Origin of the sequence: Lactiplantibacillus garii (assembly GCF_003885105.1) — a bacterium.
GTDB classification, from domain to species: Bacteria; Bacillota; Bacilli; order Lactobacillales; family Lactobacillaceae; genus Lactiplantibacillus; species Lactiplantibacillus garii.
Genome location: NZ_QWZQ01000052.1, coordinates 1 through 17,363 on the forward strand (window position 1 = coordinate 1; position 17,363 = coordinate 17,363).

Here is a 17,363-nt window from a genome sequence, read left to right on the forward strand (position 1 = left end):
CATGTATATTTGTCTGTGAAGAAAAGGAAATGAAAACATAAGGAGCGATTTCTAATGAGTGATTCATGGATTAATATTACAGACCGAGTATACATTGTAACGGGTGGTTCATCAGGTATCGGTAACGCGATCGTGACGGAATTATTAAATAACGGTTCGATTGTTTATAACGCCGACTTAAAAGAAGGCGAATTAAAAAACGCCAACTTACACTTCGTAGAAACTGACGTTACTAGTGAAACCGCCGTTAACGCGTTGGTTGATCAAGTGGTTGCTGAACAGGGGCACATTGATGGTTTAGTTAACAACGCCGGGATTAACTTGCCACGGTTATTGGCCGATGCGGACGATCCTCACGGTAAGTATGAATTCACTGAAGGTAACTTCGAAAAGATGTTCGCCGTTAACGTTAAGAGCGTGTTCTTGATGTCACAAGCGGTCACCCACCAACTTGAAAAACAAAAGCGTGGGGTCATCGTTAACATGTCTTCCGAAGCCGGCTTGGAAGGCTCACAAGGTCAAAGCGTTTACTCAGCCACTAAGGGTGCCATCAACGGTTTCACTCGTTCGTGGGCAAAAGAACTTGGGGAACACAACATTCGAGTCGTTGGGGTCGCACCGGGCATTATGGAAGCTACCGGTTTACGGACACTTTCATACGAAGAAGCATTGGCTTACACGCGGCATAAGACGGTTGAAGATATTCGTGCGGGATACAAGAGTACTACGACAACGCCACTTGGTCGGAGCGGGAAGCTTTCCGAAGTTGCCGATGCCGTTAACTACTTGTTATCAGACCGTGCAAGCTATATTACGGGTGTCACAATTAACATTGCGGGTGGTAAGAGCCGCGGTTAAACCCGCAAATTAAAATGGGGAATATGGTGAGATAATGGACAGACAGAATTTTGAGATGTTGAACTTTTTTATTAACAACGACGCGTTAACTTTACGCGAACTTCAGACTCATTTTTCAATTTCAAGGGTGACCATCACTAAAAACATTCGTGAGATTAACGAGTATTTGGATGGCGTTGCACAAATTAATGTTAATCAGTCAAAATTCTACTTGGTCATTAAAGATTATTCCGCCATTGCCAAGTTACAAACAACCTTTTTAAAACAAGATTTGGATTTTAATGATCCGGCTAAACGCCAGGTAACCATTTTGAAGGAACTGCTAAGAAACACTTCCAATTACGTGATTGTCGATGATCTTGCGGAGTCCTTATCAGTTAGTCGCGGAACAATTAATAAAGATCTGCGTGAATTGAAACAGATGCTCGATTTTTACAACGTTAGAATTGCGACTAAAACGAATAAGGGCATCCGGTTAGAGGTTAACGCCGATTTTGAATACGCCGTGATTACGCGGAACCTCGTTGGTAAGTACTACGAGCTTGAAAGCACTTGGGATAGCGCAACGGACGCGAAGCTAACTAATCTGATCAAGCAGTTAGACAGCAGCAACGACACGGTTACGATGGTTAAACGGAACTTAGCCGTTATTAAATGGCTCCGCAAGTATGATATTCAAGTTAACGATAAAGTACCGAATTACCATCAATTACTTTCCGATGACAGTACTGAAGCGTTACGGGATCTATTAACCGAGACGATTGGCAACTCGCTCAGTCCAGGCGAATGGGATTTCATCTCGTACCCACTAAATATTAAAAAGTTAGCAACGGATGACAAAGTACTTGTTAAATTGGCATTGGCTGATATTCAAGGGCTCATGCAAGTGGTTTTCCCCATCATTAAGCAGAAGTTGGATATTAACTTAGACTTTGACCGGTTACTGATGGAACTGCGTTACCACTTATTGTTTTTGATTAACCGGGCAATCTTTGATGTGAAGTCCGAAGGGTTTATTTCCGTGGATATGTTGAATAAATATCCGGTTTCCACGGAATTAGCACAATTCACGCTTTCGTCAATTGCCAAGAAATTAAACATCAGAATTAGGAAACAGGAAGTTGGGTACTTGACCGTGTACTTCCAAATGGAATTGGAAGAATACATGTCCGCACCGGTCATTCACCGAGTTGCGTTAGTCAAACCCATTAGTAACAGCATGAAGCGCTTCATTACCGAGCAATTAACGGATGCGCTGAATGATGACCTGCAGATTGATATTTTTAATTCCAAAAGTGATTTAGAGAAGAGTCCAGAAAAGTATTTATTGATTTTTTCAAATAGTTTTTTACCAGGTAGTGCGATGGGTCAACATACGCCCATTATCCGGTTAAATTCAGTGTTTAACCAGGGCGCGCTACGTGAACGGTTGCAAATCTCGTTAGTGGATGAGGCAATTAGTCACGGGCTTTGTAAGTTTGACGTCACTAAGTTTATGAATGAAAAATCCTATACCAAGGGTGTTAGACAGCTCATTAATCAGGAAATTACGGATGGCCAATTAAACGAGGAATTCTTGGAAGATTGGGCCAAGCGGGAAGAACTTTCCAGTAGTATCTTCGGTGACGGGGTCGCCTTACCCCACGTTATTGATAAATCGGGGTTAAACCGAATTTTAGTCACCGTGGGATTATTTGAAAAACCAGTTGTTTTCGATAATCAAAAGGTTAACGTGGTTTTTCTGGTGGCCATTCCTAATAAACTTGACGCTGAATTGAGTCGGGTCTTGTCGCAAGTGTATGACTTGATCAGGAGCATTGCCGCTAATAGCAATATATTTAACAACTTAAAGAATTATGATAACAATCGTGGCTTAATTCAATTGATGGAGGCGATTTGATGTTAATCTACTTCGGAATTATTTTAGTCGCAGCGTTCCTTTTCCAAGGATTGCTGGGCTTAAAACAAATTAAAAATTTTTCTAAAACGTTTCATCATTTACGGGTTCAAGCGCCCGTAGCGATTGGGAAAAACCCCAAAAAGTTACGTGCCGGAACGTTAATTCTAATCGCCGTTAAAGACGATGGAACGATCGTTGAAGCACAAATGATGAAGGGCGTTACGATCTTTGCAAAATTCAAAGAATTGAAAGCGCTTAAGAATCGCAACCTCGCGGAAGTTGCCGCGTCGTACGAGCAATTAAAGCAGTTTGATAAATTAACGCGGGTTTGTTTACTAGACGCGTACCGTAATTACGTCAGCTACAAGGTCAATAAATTAGCACCGGAAGACTTTGACGGTTCCGTTAAGATTTGGAGCTTACCGATGGTTGAAAAGCTTAAATCAATTTATTATAAGGCGCTTGGTAACCGACGTAAAAAACAAATGAATTAAAAGGAGCATCGAGATTATGAAAACTATTACAGATATAGCTTCTGGCTTCATGGGATTATTCCAAAGTGGTGGTAAAACGCTGATTGGTTGGATGACTTCAATTATTCCAGTTGTCCTCTTGCTGTTAGTTTTAATGAACGCAATTATTGCCTTTGTTGGTGAAAAGAAGATGGCGGCCTTAGCCAAGGCTTCCTCGAAAAATCCGTTTACCCGGTATTTAATTCTTCCGTTTGTTTCAGCTTTTATGTTAGGGAACCCGATGGCCCATTCAATGGGACGGTTCTTACCGGAATATTACAAGCCAAGCTGGTACGCTTCGATTGCTCAATTTTGCCACACCAGTAACGGGGTGTTCCCACACATTAACCCATCTGAATACTTCATTTGGTTAGGAATTGCCCAAGGGGTTCAGAAATTAGGACTCAACACCATGGACTTAGCGATTCGCTACATGTTGGTTGGGATTTTAATGAACTTTATCGGTGGTTGGATCACCGACTTTACGACTGCTTACGTTTGCAAGCAGCAAGGGATTACCCTTTCGAAGAAAGTTGAATTTAACGGTTAGTTAAAAGAGAGCGAGGGTCATGACAATGACAAAAGAATATCGGAGTATTAAAGTTGTTAAAGGTTCAGGTGGTTGGGGCGGCCCGTTAACGATTACCCCAACGGCCGAAAAGCATAAGTTTGTGTACATTACGGGTGGTAACAAACCCGCCATCGTTGATAAAATTGCTAAGTTAACCGGGATGCAAGCCGTAGATGGTTTTAAAACTTCCATCCCCGATGAAGAAACGGCGTTGGCCATTGTGGATTGTGGTGGAACCCTACGTTGTGGGATTTACCCTAAGAAGGGGATTAAGACCATTAACGTTTTACCAACCGGTAAGAGTGGTCCCCTGGCCCAGTTTATGAACGAAGGTAACTACGTTTCAAACGTCGACGTTGACCAAATTACGTTAGCTGATGAAGATGACGTTGCTAACGAAGCGGTTGCTGAAAATGAAAGCGCTAACGAAGACGCTAAAGAAGCGCAATCAGATGATAAGTTTGATAACACTAAAACTTTAACGGCTCAAACTAAGGATCCTGGGATCTTAACTAAGATTGGGATTGGCGCTGGGCGGGTTGTTTCAACCTTTAACCAAGCGGCCAAGGATGCTGTCCAGACCGTCATTAACACTATTATTCCATTCATGGCCTTCGTTGCCTTGCTTATTGGTATTATCAATGGTTCTGGGATCGGTAAAATCTTTGCTAGTGTCATGGAACCGTTGGCTGGTAACGTTTGGGGGCTAATGATCTTAGGGTTCATCTGCTCGCTGCCATTCTTATCACCATTACTCGGACCCGGAGCCGTTATTGGCCAAGTTATCGGGACGTTAATCGGTGTTGAAATTGGTAAGGGGAATATCCCACCACAGTATGCTTTACCAGCACTGTTTGCGATTAACACGCAAAACGGTTGTGACTTTATCCCAGTTGGTTTAGGGTTAGCTGAAGCCGACTCTAAGACCGTTGAAGTTGGGGTTCCATCAGTATTGTACAGTCGGTTTATCAACGGTGTTCCACGGGTCTTTGTGGCCTGGATTGCAAGTTTTGGTTTGTACGCGAAATAATAGAGAAAAAAGATTTGAGGGTGGTCTGAATGATGACAAAGGAAAGAACAGTATATTCAACTAGTGTAGTGGAAATTGGTGCAGAATCAGGAGATTTTAAATCAATCAAAATGGCAATTTTATTCGGTGATGAAGCACCGGACGCATTGCGGCCATCCTGCTTCATTGTTAACGTCGTCCCGATTACGGAACACATCAATGCCGGGATGATTCTAAAAGTTGATGATCGTGAATACACGATTACGGCGGTCGGTAAGGAAGTTCAAACTAATTTAGGCAACTTGGGTCACACGGCCATTAGTTTTACCGGCGCGACGGAAGCTAAGTTAGCGGGTTCGTTATACGTTTCAGAAGGCGAATACCCAGACTTTAAAGTTGGTAGTAAAATTCAAATCCTGGCTAAATAATACAGCCATTATTTAGCCGCATACCCCTAGAAAAAGTACTCACGAACGTCCGTACGCGACGGATGTTTCACAATAAAGGGTTTGAAATATTACTTAAAAAATCCATTCAGACGGAAGATTCCGCTTGAATGGATTTTTTGGCTTGATGCATGGAACAGCTAAAGCTTGAAATTAAACCGGCTAATCAGGTAACTAGCCGGTTTTGGTCTATTTAGTTAGCATTACGAACAAATCTTGAGGCTGTTGGGGCTGAAAGGTCGCCGCGGAAAAGTCCGTAGTTGGTAAGGCTCCCCAAGTTGCGCTGGCAAAAGCCATGTTGGCATTTTGAGCTGCTTGCAGGTCGTAAATGGCGTCGCCCACGTAGATGGTCTCGGCTTTGGTTAAGTTGTAATGCTGAACGGCGTATTCTAACGGTGCCCCGCTGGGCTTGTGTTCCGTTGTTTTATCGGCCGTCACAATGATGTTAGAAGACGTGATCTCAGGAAATGCACCAAGATCACTAGCCACTTCGGCACTAGTTCTAGAGGTGACGATGCCGGTATTTAAGCCGGCACTTTTTAGTTCAGCAAGTAATGACTGAATACCGGTAAAAAAGGCTAGTTCGTCTTTATGCTCACCGATAGCGGTTGTAAATTCCGCGGTCATTTCCGCAACGTGGCCTAATTTTAACCGCTTTAAAATTTTGTCCGTGGGAATCCCCACTAGTCCGCGAACGGTAGCGGCTGAAACGTCGTAACCATATTTTGCAGTAATTTTGTGTAAAACTTCGGCGGCAATGGCTGCCGAATCAATTAGCGTGTTATCAACATCAAATAAAACGTTTTTATATGTCATGAAGGGGTCCTTTCGGTGGTCAATAGTGAAATTCAGTATGACTTTAATTTTAGCATGAATTTCTATTAATAACTTACCGGACTAGGTAGCCACCATCGACGGCAAGAATCTGACCATTAACGTAATTGGAGGCGGCGCTGGCTAGAAAGACAACCGTTCCCATTAATTCGTAGGTTTCACCCCAGTGACCGGCGGGAATTCGGCTTAAAATTTCCTGATTACGGCTAACGTCGGCGCGAATGGGAGCGGTGTTGGCCGTTTTAATGTACCCGGGTGCAATGGCGTTAACTTGAATATGGTGGGCGGCTAATTCACTAGCAAATGATTTGGTCAGTCCGGCAACGCCGTGCTTGCTGGCGGTGTAGGACGGAATAAACTTTCCACCTTGGAAGGACAACATGGAACCAATGTTGATAATTTTTCCGGAACCTTGTTTGGCCATAACCTTGGCGGCGGCCAATGAAAGGTGGTAGACCGCGCTTAAGTTAATACTAATGACCTGGTCCCAATCCGCGTCTTTAGACTCGAGCAACGGGTTCCGTTTAATCATACCCGCGTTGTTGACTAAGATGTCGAGATGACCAAACCGTTTTAAGGCGCCGTTAATAACGGTATCTGCAACGTTAGCGGTAGTGAGATCGACTTGCATAAATTCAACTTGCCGGTGTTTATTTTCGATAAGCTGCCGTGTGCTAGCCCACCCGTTTTGACTAGAAGAAACGATGAAGACGTCGGCCCCCGCTTCGGCCAAAGCTACGGCGTAAGCTTGCCCTAATCCGCGGTTGCCACCGGTTACGATGGCGACTTTATTCTTTAAAGAAAAGTTAGCCATGGAAAAGTGGTTTAAGTTGTTTTCGCGTTCCGTGATTTCTTGAGATTGTTTTGACATAGTCACAACTCCTTAATAAAAAGTGGTGTAACGGCCCGATTTGTGAAAAAAGTACAATAACGTTTAATTAATTATATTTTAATTGAGAAACCGTTAACCTTAACTGAATGTTGATATGATAGTAATTCAAAACCATTGATATATCAATGGTTACGTTAAAAATAATTTAAATATTTTTTATACTTGATTTAATTTAGGTAATCGGTTACCATAATAAGTGTGAAAAGGCTTACATATGACAGGAGGAATGCTTAATGACAGACCGAACATTAATTGATCCCGAAAAATTCGCGGCGGGTTTTGCGGATGCTTCGGCTTCACCAACAGATACACAAGAAGATGTGGTTAAAGCTGCTAAGAAATACTTATTGAATTATTTAACGGCATTGTATTTAGTTGAAGATTTTAACGCTGTTGAGAAGAAAAACTTCAATAGTACTACGGAAACTCATTTTGAAGATATGACGTTCCCAGAGTTAATGAAACGCGTTCAAGAAATGAATAAATACTAGGATTTTTAAATCAAGGAGGAAATTGATCATGACACTTATTTTAAACACTTGGATTTTTGAAGCGGACGTAAAGAACGGTGCAAAGCAAGCAGACTTAGTCGACCGGGTTGCAAAGCTTGGCGCGGACGGGATTGAAGTTCGCCGCGAATACTTTACCGACTTAGCAAGTGAATTACCAGAAGTTGCTAAGCGGGCAAAGGCACATAATCTAGTTGTTAACTATAGTGTGCCGGATGTTTTATTCGAAGATGATGGTAGCTTGAATCCTAAATTAGGCGACTACTTCAAGGAAGGCCAAATCCTAGGACTCAAGAAAATTAAGTTTAACATTGGCCACTTCGACAAGTTTACGGGTGATTTAAAGGCTGCGTTCAGCCAATTCCCACTAGATGAAATTCAAATGAACGTTGAAAATGACCAAACTCAGGTTTCTGGTACCGTAACGGCTATCAAGACTTTCTTAGACGCTGCTCACGCTGCTGGGTTAACTAGTTTAGGTTACGTTTATGACTTAGGTAACTGGGCATTTACTCATGGTGATGCGGAAGCGGCTGCTAAGGAATTAGCACCATATACCCATTACATTCACTTGAAGAACACCACCGATGAAGATGGCAAGTTAGATACACCGGACGATTTGGATACTGGGATCTTTGACTGGCGTCACTTAATCAGTATCTTACCAAGTGATCAGTACTACGCCTTGGAATACCCAATGGCTGATGATGCACAAATTAGTTCACAAATTAAGCTTTTTAAAGATGAGGTAGGTGCATAAAGCATGAGTTCTACTGTTATTGCCATTCTATTATTAGTAACGTTCGCACTCTTTATTGGGTACATTTTAAAGGGTGGGAACCTAATGATCGGGTTCTTTATAATGGCGATTCTATGGGCCATCATCGGGATGGTACCGTTTGATACCGCTATTCAAAAGATTTTTGCCGAGCCGGCCACAAATTACGGGCCAACGATTATCTACATTGTCTTTGGTTCTTGGTTTGGCCGGGTGTTGGTTGATTCCGGAATTGCACCCGCAATTTCTGAAACGACTAACAAGGTTGGTCGTAAAAAACCGTTAATTGCCGCAATTTTAGTCATGATTGTAACCGCCTTCATCTTCGTTTCAGCCTATGGTGTCGGCTCCGTTATCGCGATTGGGGTTATTTTACTTCCAATTATGTTGTCAGTTGGGGTTCCACGAGACATTGCGTTAGTTGCCTTTTCAATGGCGATTGGGGCACCGATGTATATTAACGTCGTGCTTTACAACCAAATCAAAGTGTTCTTCCCGAAAGCCGCTTACAACGCTTCGTACTTACACTTTGGGATTATCGCCATGGCCGTTCAACTTTTGGCTGTCATTATCTTCCTATTCGTTGTTCGTAAAAAGATTGACCCAAGCAAAGCGGAAACCAACCTTAACACGATTGGTGCCGGGATGGGTGACGCGCAGGAAGTTAAATCCGTACCGAAGATTGCCTTTGTTATCCCAATCGTCCCAGTTTTAATGAACATGTTATTCCACTGGGATGCCGTACCAGCTTTAACGTTAGCTACCTTGTTAGGCGCACTCTTAACGGGGAACATGAAGAGCTACAAGCACTTTGTTAACTTCATGAATGAAACGGTTAAACACGCGATTGCTGACATTGCCGGATTAGTTATGTTCTTAATGTCATTAGCAATGTTTACTGGGGCCGCTTCTTTAAACGCCTCACGATTCAAACCGATTTTTGAAGCAATTTTACCGAACAGCCACTTAGTCTTAGCCATCGCGTTAGGGGTCTTAGCACCATTGGCACTGTTCCGTGGACCGTTACACGTTTGGGGTGCCGGTGCTGCGACTGCCGCCGTTCTTTCCGGGACGGGCTTGTTCTCAGACGTATTCCTGTTACCATTACTCTACGTACCAACCCTGATGGCCGTTTCTGTTGATATTACGCAGTCATGGAACGTTTGGGGCCTTGATTACATGAAAGTTCAATCCAAGGACTTCTTGAAATACGGGGTACCGGTAATGTGGATCGTTTCGATTATTAACGAATTCTTAGTCTTTAAGTTCTTTGGTTGATAAAAAGTTAATTTAAAAAAATTGAGCGTACATTAAAGGAGATTATTAAGATGAGTGAAGTTATTACGATTGGTGAACCATTAACAACCTTTGCGTCCAGCGAACCCGATGTTCCGTTGGTTGACGTTGAAAAGTGGCATAAAATCATGGGTGGTGCCGAATTAAACGTTGCGATTGGTGTGCAACGTTTGGGCCACTCAACCCAATACATTTCACGCGTTGGTGAAGATCCATTTGGTGAATACATCATTAAAACCATCAATAGCCATAAAGTTGGTACGGATTACATTTCAAGTGACCCCGATTACTTTACGGGTCACCAACTAAAAGCCTTGGTTACTAAGGGTGATCCCGCTACTTTTAACTTCCGTAAGAACTCAGCCGCCTCGCATTTAACGCCGGAGGTTATTGATCAAGTTGATTTAAGCGACGTTAAGTTTGCGCATATGTCAGGGATTTTTCCCGCCATTTCGGATACGGCCGAAGCTAGTTTTCGTAAACTCTACAAACGATTAAATGATGCGAATATTCCAACTACTTTTGACCCGAACTTACGGCCAACGCTTTGGAAGAGTAAGGAATACATGATCAAAACCATCAATGAATTAGCCGGATACGCGGACATCGTTTTACCAGGGATTGAAGAAGGTAAGATTTTGATGGGCTCCGATGATCCGGAAGCCGTTGCGGACTTTTATTTGAAGGGTGCTCGGACGAAGACGGTTATCGTTAAAGTTGGCCCAGCCGGTGCGTTTGTCAAGAATAAAGATGGTGAAAGCTACACGGTTAAAGGCTTTAAAGTTGATAAAGTCGTTGATACCGTTGGTGCTGGTGACGGCTTTGCCTTGGGGGTTATTACGGCCCTCTTGGAAGGTAAGTCCATGAAGAGCGCGGCTTTACGTGGTAACGCGGTCGGTGCTTTACAAGTTCAAACTTTAGGGGATAATGATGGTTATCCAGACCACGATGGTTTGGCTGCATTCTACGCTAAAGAAGGAGTCTCTGAAGACTAATGAAATTACAAGCTGCAATTGATCGTGTCACGTTAGATGATGCATTAGTATTAGCTAAAAAATTGGACCCAATCGTTGATATTATTGAATTAGGTACTTCGTTGGTAAAAGATTATGGTTTGGTTACATTGCGTAAACACCCGTTGAATTTAAAACATGCTCAGCTGTTATTAGATTTGAAAACTAATGATGAAGGTGCGTATGAATTTACTCAGGGCTTTAAAACAGAAGCTGATATCTTAACCGCAATGGCTGCCAGTTCCCGTCAAACGCTGGATCAAGTTTATGATGTGACCATGCAGCAAGGTAAACAAATACTGATTGATTTGTTGGAAGTTGATGATCAACGAATTGAGCAGATTGCCGATTTGGACCACGCAATTTTTGGATTACACCATTCTAAGGATGCGGGCGCGGGTTTTGACGCCGTTGGAACGGTGGCGCATTTCCACGAACGTTTCCCACAAATCAAACACGTTGCGGTTGCGGGTGGTATTGATTTAGATCAAGCCAAAGCGTTGGCCAATCAAGGAATTGCTGATACCATCATTGTCGGTGGTAAAATAAGTGGGGCGGATGATCCGCTTACAGCAGCAAAAACATTTATGGAGGCAATTCACAATGACATTAATTGATGAAGTTGTAAAAGAAGTTAACACTGTGATGGGAATGGTTAAGCCCGAACAGATTGACCAAGCTGAAAAGGTGATTACTAAGGATAAGCGTATTTTTATTCTTGGTGCGGGTCGTTCCGGCTTAATGGCAAAGGGGTTTGCCATGCGCTTAATGCACATTGGCTACACCGTCTTTGTTATTGGTGAGACGATTACCCCGTCAATTCAATCTGGTGACGTCTTAGTCTCCGTTTCCGGATCTGGTAAAACGGGTAGTGTGCTGGAACCAACTGAAAAGGCCAAAACGGACGGCGTTGCAATCGTTGCTGTTACCAGTAATGGTGATTCACCACTGGGTAAGTTAGGTGACGCGACCATCGTTGTTCCTGGTGCCACTAAGGGTGGCGACGGTGTTAAATCGATTCAGTTACTCAGTACGTTATTTGATCAAAGTGTGCACATTACGTTGGACGTTTTGTGCTTACAACTTAGTCGCCGGGATCACGTCTCTAACGATGCTGCTAAGGCGACGCATAGTAATATGGAATAGGGGAAGAGAAATTGACATTGCAAAAATTTGATTATTTGAACCGAGTCGTTGACGCTGGGGTCGTCTCAGTTGTTCGCGGTGCCACTAAAGAAGAAGCTTATAAAACGGCGGAAGCTTGTATTGCTGGTGGTGTTAAGGCCATTGAACTGACCTTTACCGCGCCCCACGCCGACCAAATTATTGGTGAATTAACGGAAAAGTATGCGGATGATTCGGAAGTGGTTATTGGTGCCGGGACCGTGTTAGACCCAGCCACTGCAAGAATTGCAATCATTGCCGGTGCTCAGTTCATCGTTAGTCCGGCGTTTAGTGCCGACGTTGCCAAGTTATGTAACTTATACTCAATCCCATACGTTCCAGGTTGCATGACACCAAACGACGTTCAAGACGCGTTAAGCTATGGCGCGGACGTAATTAAAGTGTTCCCAGGTTCCGTTGTGGGCCAAGGAATGGTTTCGGCATTACACGGTCCGTTCCCGCAAGCTAATCTGATGATTACCGGTGGAGTTAACTTAGAAAACATGAAAGATTGGTTTGCTAAGGGTGCTGCCGTATTAGGCGCGGGTAGTAATTTAACTGGTGCTGCCAGCAAGGGTGACTTTGCAACTGTAACTGAAAATGCGAAAAAATACCGGGCAGAAATTAACCAAATTAAGGGTTAATTGAATATAATAGTTTAATTATTATTAAAAATCACTCGCAATACCATTGTTACTAGTGAGTAACGGTGCGTAGCGAGTGATTTTTTGATAGAATACATTAAGTAATAATATATGTTAGGGATGCATCATTATGCAAAATGATAAACATTCAGCTAACATTAAGGACGTAGCGGCACTAGCTCAGGTTTCTACGGCGACCGTATCGCGGTTCCTTAATGGAAACTTGAATCGAATGTCTGACGCGACCGCTGAACGGGTCAGGGTCGCAATCGACAAATTAAAATACGTGCCAAATTCGGCTGCCCGGCAAATGACGACCAAGTCGAGTAAACTCATCGCGCTAATTGTGGCGAACACCGATGATTACTTTTCAACGGAATTATTCAAAGGGGTCAGCTCGATTTTGGAGAGTAATGGGTACATTGGAACTATGCTGGATTCAGATTCTGATTTGCAACGCGAAAAGAATCTTCTTGCGGCGGTGAATAGTCATACTTTTGATGGATTAATTTTACAACCTTTTAGTACAATTTCAACGATTGAAAACATCATGCGACGCAGCGCGCCCATCGTAATTGTCGATCGGGAAACGCCGCAGTCACCGTGGCCACAAGTGGTGACGAATAACTTTGACGCGGCCCGTGAAGCGACGGCCTATTTTGTGAAACAGGGCTTCTCCCACTTTATCGTGTTAACGTCCGATTTATCGGCAGCTACAAACCGGCGTGAGCGTTACCGGGGAATTTTAGCAGCAGCCACTAACGTCGACGTTTTGGAAGTTTCAGAAGCATCGTATAACCATCGGGATATCCATGAAAAGTTGATTCAGTTGTTAACGAAAACGAATGAACGGACCGTTATCTTTGCGTTAAAGGAACGGTGGATCTTAGAGTTTGTGCCTAATTTAGTTCTTCAGGGTTATCTTGATAATGTCAAGGCGACTGCGACGGGCTTCGCGGATACGGCGATGTCGCGTCGGTTGGAGCCCAAAATGAAACTAATCTCACAGAATCCATTCTTACTCGGAGCGAGCGCTGCCGAAGTGATGGTTCAAGCGCTAAAGGATGGCGGGGAACAGAATGACGATGTGATTGTGGTACCGGCGAAATTTAAGTGAAATTTGTTCAGATGATATAAATATAATTAAAAGTATGATGAAGATGGGGATTGGATTGATTCCCGTCTTTTTATTGTTTAAAGAAATGTTAGAAAAACATTTCAAAAAATATTGAAATTTATGAAATGAGTGATATTATAGAGGTGTGAATGAAAGCGCTAACATAAAGGAGGAATTAACATTGACTGTTCAAACTTGGCAAGCATTTGTGATTGCACTATGGGTTGCATTGGTTGAATCGCGGGTGTTGTTTGGTGGCGCAACAACAACGTTAAGATTTACACCGATGATGACTGGTATGGTTGCGGGGCTGGTCTTAGGGAACCTAAGTAAAGCTATGATGATTGTTGCCGCAATTCAATTAATTTATATGGGCGTCTTTTCACCTGGTGGACAAATGCCTTCGGAACCAGCAATTGCGGCTGCCGTTGCTGTTCCGGTTGCGTTATTGGGTGGATTAAAGCCTGCTGCAGCCGTTGCCGTTGCCGTTCCGGTTGGATTACTTGGAGCATATTTATATCAATTCCGGCTATTTTTAAATACATTTGTGGTTCATTTAACTGATAAATATGCTGAGAAATTAAATGATCGTGGATTAACACTTTCAATAATTTGGATTCCGGTACTTGTTGGTTTTGCACTGTTCTTACCATTCATGTTTGTTACTTTGAAATTTGGTGTTCCAGTTATTTCAGCGTTTGTTAAATCAAATTCAGGGACGTTAATCTTCCATATTCTGACAGTTATCGGTGGTGGACTTGCATCTATTGGGATTGCTCTTACAGTTTATGTTATTGGGAAGAAGAACTACATTCCATTTTTCTTACTTGCTTACTTTATGACTGTAATGTTTACAAAGCTTAATATCACAATGGTTACATATGCCATTATTGGTTCAATCCTAGCCTTTATTTATGTTCTTGGTAAAAATGAAGCAGCAAAATTGGCGGCAAAAAATAATAATTCATCGGATGATGAGTTTTAAAGAAAGGGTGTTAATTGATGGACAAAGAAATTAGTACACAAAAGCCTGTAGCAAAGGGTGCACCAGAAAAAGTTACTAATCGCGATATATTTAGAGCGTGGATACGCTTTTACTTTGCAGATGAAATTCCTCATTCCTTTGATCGTTACATTGCACCTGCATTAATGTGGGCACTGATGCCTATTTTAAGAAAATTGTATAAAGATGAGGATCAACTGAAAGCTGCCTATAAGCGCCATTTATTATTCTTCAATACTCAGATTTCTTGGGGTGGTGGGGTTCTTACAGGAATTATGGCCTCATTGGAACAGACTCGAGCACAAGAAACTTATGAAAATAAGGAATTAACGATTACTGACGACTTAATTTACAATACTAAAGCTGGTTTAATGGGAGCCCTAGCCGGAATTGGTGATTCAATTGACTCTGGTACGGTTCAATATATCTTTATTGCGATTGCATTACCGTGGGCACAACAAGGTTCAGCTATCGGTGCAATTTTTCCGTTCGTCGCGTTCTCTGTTTACCAAGTCTTAATTGGTTGGTACTTCGCAAGAACTGGATTTAAACTTGGCCGGAAAGCTGCAACGGACATTGTTGGTGGCTCACAGATGCAAGGGATTATTGAAGGCCTGTCTATTTTAGGATTGTTCATGATGGGAATTTTAGCTGCAAATTACGTTAAGGTTACATCAAGTCTACAGTGGACACTTTCAGGTAAAAAATTTGAGTTACAAGAAATTTTGAATACTGTTTTGCCAGGACTCTTACCATTAGTTGTTGTTGGCGGTGTTTATTTCTACTTCGTAAAACGCGGTTTAAAGGTAACCCGTGCTTTGATTGGCTTAACCGTTATTTTAGGTGTATTAGCAGCAATCGGAATTTTATAAAGAGAGGATGCTTGTATTATGGGAAAAGTAGCTTTAGCACGAATTGACGAACGCTTAGTTCACGGACAAGTTATGACAAATCTTTCACAAAACGCGAGTGCAAACTCAATTTTCATCGTTGATGATGAGGTTGCCAAAGACTCATTTATGAAGGATATCTTTATTAATTCAGGTTCGCGAACTGGTTTGACAACAAAGGTATATACGGTTGATGTATGTACAAAATACTGGAATCAAAGAAAATTTGATAATTTCAGTTGTATTTTATTAACTAAAACAGTGGATACAATGTATCGTTTAGCTAAAAATGGCATTCCAATTACAACCTTAAATTTAGGTGGTATTGCTAAAAAAGATAATACAACGTTTGTTACTAATGCGGTTGCAATAAATAAGGACATGGCAGATCAATTGGAAGAAATTCAAAAGATGAATGATGCGGATGTCTATTTCCAAACTGTTCCATCAAGTAAAAAGGTTAGTCTTGCTGAGGGCCTGAAAGTATTTAATTAGTTAGTATTTAATATGCGAGGAGGAAACTAAGATGATTGGTGTATTAGTAGTTACTCATGGTAAATTGGCTCAAGGATTCCAAGATAGCGTTAACTTGATTATGGGAGAACAACCACAATTTGATACAGTAGGCCTTTTTGAAGGTAATGATTTTGATGATTTTAAGAAATCAATTTATGACAAAGTTTCAAGTTTGGATAGTGGCGAGGGTGTTGCAGTTTTAGTTGATTTATTTGGTGCTTCACCATATAACGCCACGGCGGCCAATATTTCTAAGTTAAAAGAAGAAGGTCATGAGATTCGATTGATTACCGGTGTTAATTTACCAATGTTAATTGAATCATTGTCACAAAGAACGACAAATCAAGATTTAGATGGATTTTACAAAACTGCACTTACAAGTGGTAAAGATGGTATTAAAGAATTAATGACAGAATTGGAAAGAAAGTGACATGATGACGAAGGTATTAATTACCCCACGTTCATTTGGTAAATATGATGATGAAGCATTTCAAATTTTGAAGATGAATCATGTTGAAATAGTACCTAATACGACGGGAGCAGTTTTGTCGAAAGACAAAATGAAAGAACTAGTTGCTGATGTGGACGGTATTATTGCAGGCGTTGATCCATTAGATGCAGAAGTTTTGGCTTGTGCGCCAAAGTTAAAAGCGATTTCTAAGTATGGTGTTGGTACGGATAATATTGATTTAGATTATTGTAAAGAACATGATATTTCTGTTTCAATTACTAAGAATGCAAATCGGAATGCAGTTGCTGATTATAGCTTTGGACTCATGCTGGCTGTTGCTAGAAGAATTCCAGAAATTAGTGATGGCTGTAAAAATGGCGATTGGTCCAAAAAAGTTGCGGCAGATGTCTTTGGAAAAAAGTTAGGTGTTCTAGGACTTGGCGCAATTGGTCGGGGTGTTATTCACAGAGCTTTGGGATTTGATATGCAGGTTTATGGATACGATGTCGTAGAAGATGACGTATTTCTTGAAGATAACGAAGTAACTTTTGCTTCATTGGAAGATATCATGAGCGAATGCGATTTTATCTCAATTCACTTACCGTTAATTCCACAAACTGAAAATCTCATTAATAAAGAAATGTTGAGTAAGGCAAAGGATAACTTAGTTATTGTTAATGCAGCCCGTGGCGGTATCATCAATGATGATGATTTGTATGATGCATTAGTTAACAAACAGATTTATGGTGCGGGATTAGATGTTTTTCAAACTAAGACGCCTAAAGAATCTAAATTGTTAACGCTTCCTAATGTTGTTGTTGGGTCACATACGGCGGCAAGTTCTAAAGGTGCGGTTGCTAAAATGAGTTTAATGGCCGTAAGTAACTTGATGAAGAATTTACGCGAAAAAGCGATGGCTTAATCTATAATTAATTACGTTGACATAAAAAAGTTTATAGA

At 41.7% G+C, this 17,363-nt stretch carries 21 protein-coding genes; 19 read left to right on the top strand and 2 right to left on the bottom strand.

Annotated elements, in window-relative coordinates; translation table 11 throughout:
- The first annotated feature begins 54 nt into the window (after positions 1 to 54).
- The 6 genes from D1831_RS12245 to D1831_RS12270 are packed head-to-tail and all read left to right on the top strand — an operon-like array spanning position 55 to position 5,278.
- Positions 55 to 858, top strand: a complete 804-nt coding sequence (locus tag D1831_RS12245; protein ID WP_125073182.1) for an SDR family oxidoreductase — start codon at positions 55 to 57, stop codon at positions 856 to 858.
- Positions 859 to 892: 34 nt separating this feature from the next.
- A complete protein-coding gene (locus tag D1831_RS12250) occupies positions 893 to 2,758 on the top strand; it encodes a BglG family transcription antiterminator (protein WP_125073183.1) in 1,866 nt (621 codons plus the stop codon).
- On the top strand, positions 2,758 to 3,252 hold the full coding sequence (locus D1831_RS12255) for a transcriptional regulator GutM (RefSeq protein WP_125073184.1): 495 nt from the start codon (positions 2,758 to 2,760) through the stop codon (positions 3,250 to 3,252). Before D1831_RS12250 ends, D1831_RS12255 begins: the two co-directional genes overlap by 1 nt.
- A 16-nt stretch (positions 3,253 to 3,268) precedes the next feature.
- Positions 3,269 to 3,820: a PTS glucitol/sorbitol transporter subunit IIC gene (gene srlA, locus D1831_RS12260; protein ID WP_125073185.1), complete on the top strand. Its 552-nt coding sequence runs from the start codon at positions 3,269 to 3,271 to the stop codon at positions 3,818 to 3,820.
- Positions 3,821 to 3,845: 25 nt separating this feature from the next.
- Complete coding sequence (gene srlE, locus D1831_RS12265) at positions 3,846 to 4,871, top strand: PTS glucitol/sorbitol transporter subunit IIB (RefSeq protein ID WP_125073186.1); 1,026 nt, start codon at positions 3,846 to 3,848, stop codon at positions 4,869 to 4,871.
- Positions 4,872 to 4,900: 29 nt separating this feature from the next.
- Entirely contained in the window at positions 4,901 to 5,278 is a 378-nt protein-coding gene (locus D1831_RS12270; RefSeq protein ID WP_125073187.1) for a PTS glucitol/sorbitol transporter subunit IIA, read from the top strand.
- Positions 5,279 to 5,485: 207 nt separating this feature from the next.
- On the opposite strand, the gene D1831_RS12275 is transcribed toward D1831_RS12270, so the two are convergent.
- Together D1831_RS12275 and kduD are read right to left on the bottom strand one after the other, a co-directional pair.
- Positions 5,486 to 6,112 (bottom strand): HAD family hydrolase, encoded by a 627-nt coding sequence (locus D1831_RS12275; RefSeq protein ID WP_125073188.1) that lies wholly within the window; start codon positions 6,110 to 6,112, stop codon positions 5,486 to 5,488.
- A gap of 73 nt (positions 6,113 to 6,185) precedes the next feature.
- Positions 6,186 to 7,001: a 2-dehydro-3-deoxy-D-gluconate 5-dehydrogenase KduD gene (kduD, locus tag D1831_RS12280; protein WP_125073189.1), complete on the bottom strand. Its 816-nt coding sequence runs from the start codon at positions 6,999 to 7,001 to the stop codon at positions 6,186 to 6,188.
- 254 nt (positions 7,002 to 7,255) lie between these two features.
- On the opposite strand from kduD, the gene D1831_RS12285 reads away from it, so the two are divergent.
- The 13 genes from D1831_RS12285 (at position 7,256) to D1831_RS12345 (ending at position 17,325) form a co-directional block, all read left to right on the top strand.
- On the top strand, positions 7,256 to 7,513 hold the full coding sequence (locus tag D1831_RS12285) for a hypothetical protein (protein WP_125073190.1): 258 nt from the start codon (positions 7,256 to 7,258) through the stop codon (positions 7,511 to 7,513).
- Positions 7,514 to 7,541: 28 nt separating this feature from the next.
- Complete coding sequence (locus D1831_RS12290) at positions 7,542 to 8,291, top strand: sugar phosphate isomerase/epimerase family protein (protein WP_125073191.1); 750 nt, start codon at positions 7,542 to 7,544, stop codon at positions 8,289 to 8,291.
- A gap of 3 nt (positions 8,292 to 8,294) precedes the next feature.
- Positions 8,295 to 9,587: a gluconate:proton symporter gene (locus D1831_RS12295; RefSeq protein ID WP_125073192.1), complete on the top strand. Its 1,293-nt coding sequence runs from the start codon at positions 8,295 to 8,297 to the stop codon at positions 9,585 to 9,587.
- Positions 9,588 to 9,637: 50 nt separating this feature from the next.
- Positions 9,638 to 10,600, top strand: coding sequence for a sugar kinase (locus tag D1831_RS12300; protein ID WP_125073193.1), 963 nt, complete (start codon positions 9,638 to 9,640; stop codon positions 10,598 to 10,600).
- The gene (locus tag D1831_RS12305; RefSeq protein WP_125073194.1) at positions 10,600 to 11,235 is read left to right on the top strand and encodes an orotidine 5'-phosphate decarboxylase / HUMPS family protein; all 636 of its coding nucleotides are present in this window, start codon (positions 10,600 to 10,602) and stop codon (positions 11,233 to 11,235) included. The genes D1831_RS12300 and D1831_RS12305 overlap by 1 nt, the downstream gene beginning before the upstream one ends.
- Positions 11,222 to 11,764 carry a 6-phospho-3-hexuloisomerase gene (hxlB, locus tag D1831_RS12310; protein ID WP_125073195.1) on the top strand — a complete coding sequence of 181 codons (543 nt, stop codon included), beginning with the start codon at positions 11,222 to 11,224 and terminating at the stop codon, positions 11,762 to 11,764. The genes D1831_RS12305 and hxlB overlap by 14 nt, the downstream gene beginning before the upstream one ends.
- Positions 11,765 to 11,781: 17 nt before the next feature.
- Positions 11,782 to 12,426, top strand: a complete 645-nt coding sequence (locus tag D1831_RS12315; RefSeq protein ID WP_125073196.1) for a bifunctional 2-keto-4-hydroxyglutarate aldolase/2-keto-3-deoxy-6-phosphogluconate aldolase — start codon at positions 11,782 to 11,784, stop codon at positions 12,424 to 12,426.
- A gap of 130 nt (positions 12,427 to 12,556) precedes the next feature.
- The gene (locus D1831_RS12320) at positions 12,557 to 13,543 is read left to right on the top strand and encodes a LacI family DNA-binding transcriptional regulator (RefSeq protein ID WP_125073197.1); all 987 of its coding nucleotides are present in this window, start codon (positions 12,557 to 12,559) and stop codon (positions 13,541 to 13,543) included.
- A 181-nt stretch (positions 13,544 to 13,724) separates the two neighbouring features.
- Positions 13,725 to 14,528, top strand: a complete 804-nt coding sequence (locus tag D1831_RS12325; protein ID WP_125073198.1) for a PTS mannose/fructose/sorbose/N-acetylgalactosamine transporter subunit IIC — start codon at positions 13,725 to 13,727, stop codon at positions 14,526 to 14,528.
- 17 nt (positions 14,529 to 14,545) lie between these two features.
- Positions 14,546 to 15,418, top strand: coding sequence for a PTS system mannose/fructose/sorbose family transporter subunit IID (locus D1831_RS12330; protein WP_125073199.1), 873 nt, complete (start codon positions 14,546 to 14,548; stop codon positions 15,416 to 15,418).
- Positions 15,419 to 15,436: 18 nt separating this feature from the next.
- Positions 15,437 to 15,931, top strand: coding sequence for a PTS system mannose/fructose/N-acetylgalactosamine-transporter subunit IIB (locus D1831_RS12335; RefSeq protein ID WP_125073200.1), 495 nt, complete (start codon positions 15,437 to 15,439; stop codon positions 15,929 to 15,931).
- A gap of 31 nt (positions 15,932 to 15,962) precedes the next feature.
- Positions 15,963 to 16,382 carry a PTS sugar transporter subunit IIA gene (locus tag D1831_RS12340; RefSeq protein ID WP_125073201.1) on the top strand — a complete coding sequence of 140 codons (420 nt, stop codon included), beginning with the start codon at positions 15,963 to 15,965 and terminating at the stop codon, positions 16,380 to 16,382.
- 4 nt (positions 16,383 to 16,386) lie between these two features.
- Positions 16,387 to 17,325, top strand: coding sequence for a phosphoglycerate dehydrogenase (locus D1831_RS12345; protein ID WP_125073202.1), 939 nt, complete (start codon positions 16,387 to 16,389; stop codon positions 17,323 to 17,325).
- Positions 17,326 to 17,363: the final 38 nt, after the last annotated feature.

Excerpts from the sequence above, each read along its gene's own strand:
- D1831_RS12345 (WP_125073202.1), top strand. The coding sequence starts at position 16,387 with ATGACGAAGGTATTAATTACCCCACGTTCATTTGGTAAATATGATGAT.
- D1831_RS12320 (WP_125073197.1), top strand. The coding sequence starts at position 12,557 with ATGCAAAATGATAAACATTCAGCTAACATTAAGGACGTAGCGGCACTA.
- D1831_RS12285 (WP_125073190.1), top strand. The coding sequence starts at position 7,256 with ATGACAGACCGAACATTAATTGATCCCGAAAAATTCGCGGCGGGTTTT.
- D1831_RS12250 (WP_125073183.1), top strand. The coding sequence starts at position 893 with ATGGACAGACAGAATTTTGAGATGTTGAACTTTTTTATTAACAACGAC.
- D1831_RS12275 (WP_125073188.1), bottom strand. The coding sequence starts at position 6,112 with ATGACATATAAAAACGTTTTATTTGATGTTGATAACACGCTAATTGAT.
- D1831_RS12290 (WP_125073191.1), top strand. The coding sequence starts at position 7,542 with ATGACACTTATTTTAAACACTTGGATTTTTGAAGCGGACGTAAAGAAC.
- srlA (WP_125073185.1), top strand. The coding sequence starts at position 3,269 with ATGAAAACTATTACAGATATAGCTTCTGGCTTCATGGGATTATTCCAA.
- D1831_RS12340 (WP_125073201.1), top strand. The coding sequence starts at position 15,963 with ATGATTGGTGTATTAGTAGTTACTCATGGTAAATTGGCTCAAGGATTC.
- srlE (WP_125073186.1), top strand. The coding sequence starts at position 3,846 with ATGACAAAAGAATATCGGAGTATTAAAGTTGTTAAAGGTTCAGGTGGT.
- D1831_RS12295 (WP_125073192.1), top strand. The coding sequence starts at position 8,295 with ATGAGTTCTACTGTTATTGCCATTCTATTATTAGTAACGTTCGCACTC.
- D1831_RS12245 (WP_125073182.1), top strand. The coding sequence starts at position 55 with ATGAGTGATTCATGGATTAATATTACAGACCGAGTATACATTGTAACG.
- hxlB (WP_125073195.1), top strand. The coding sequence starts at position 11,222 with ATGACATTAATTGATGAAGTTGTAAAAGAAGTTAACACTGTGATGGGA.
- D1831_RS12300 (WP_125073193.1), top strand. The coding sequence starts at position 9,638 with ATGAGTGAAGTTATTACGATTGGTGAACCATTAACAACCTTTGCGTCC.
- D1831_RS12330 (WP_125073199.1), top strand. The coding sequence starts at position 14,546 with ATGGACAAAGAAATTAGTACACAAAAGCCTGTAGCAAAGGGTGCACCA.
- D1831_RS12305 (WP_125073194.1), top strand. The coding sequence starts at position 10,600 with ATGAAATTACAAGCTGCAATTGATCGTGTCACGTTAGATGATGCATTA.
- D1831_RS12255 (WP_125073184.1), top strand. The coding sequence starts at position 2,758 with ATGTTAATCTACTTCGGAATTATTTTAGTCGCAGCGTTCCTTTTCCAA.
- D1831_RS12270 (WP_125073187.1), top strand. The coding sequence starts at position 4,901 with ATGATGACAAAGGAAAGAACAGTATATTCAACTAGTGTAGTGGAAATT.
- kduD (WP_125073189.1), bottom strand. The coding sequence starts at position 7,001 with ATGTCAAAACAATCTCAAGAAATCACGGAACGCGAAAACAACTTAAAC.
- D1831_RS12335 (WP_125073200.1), top strand. The coding sequence starts at position 15,437 with ATGGGAAAAGTAGCTTTAGCACGAATTGACGAACGCTTAGTTCACGGA.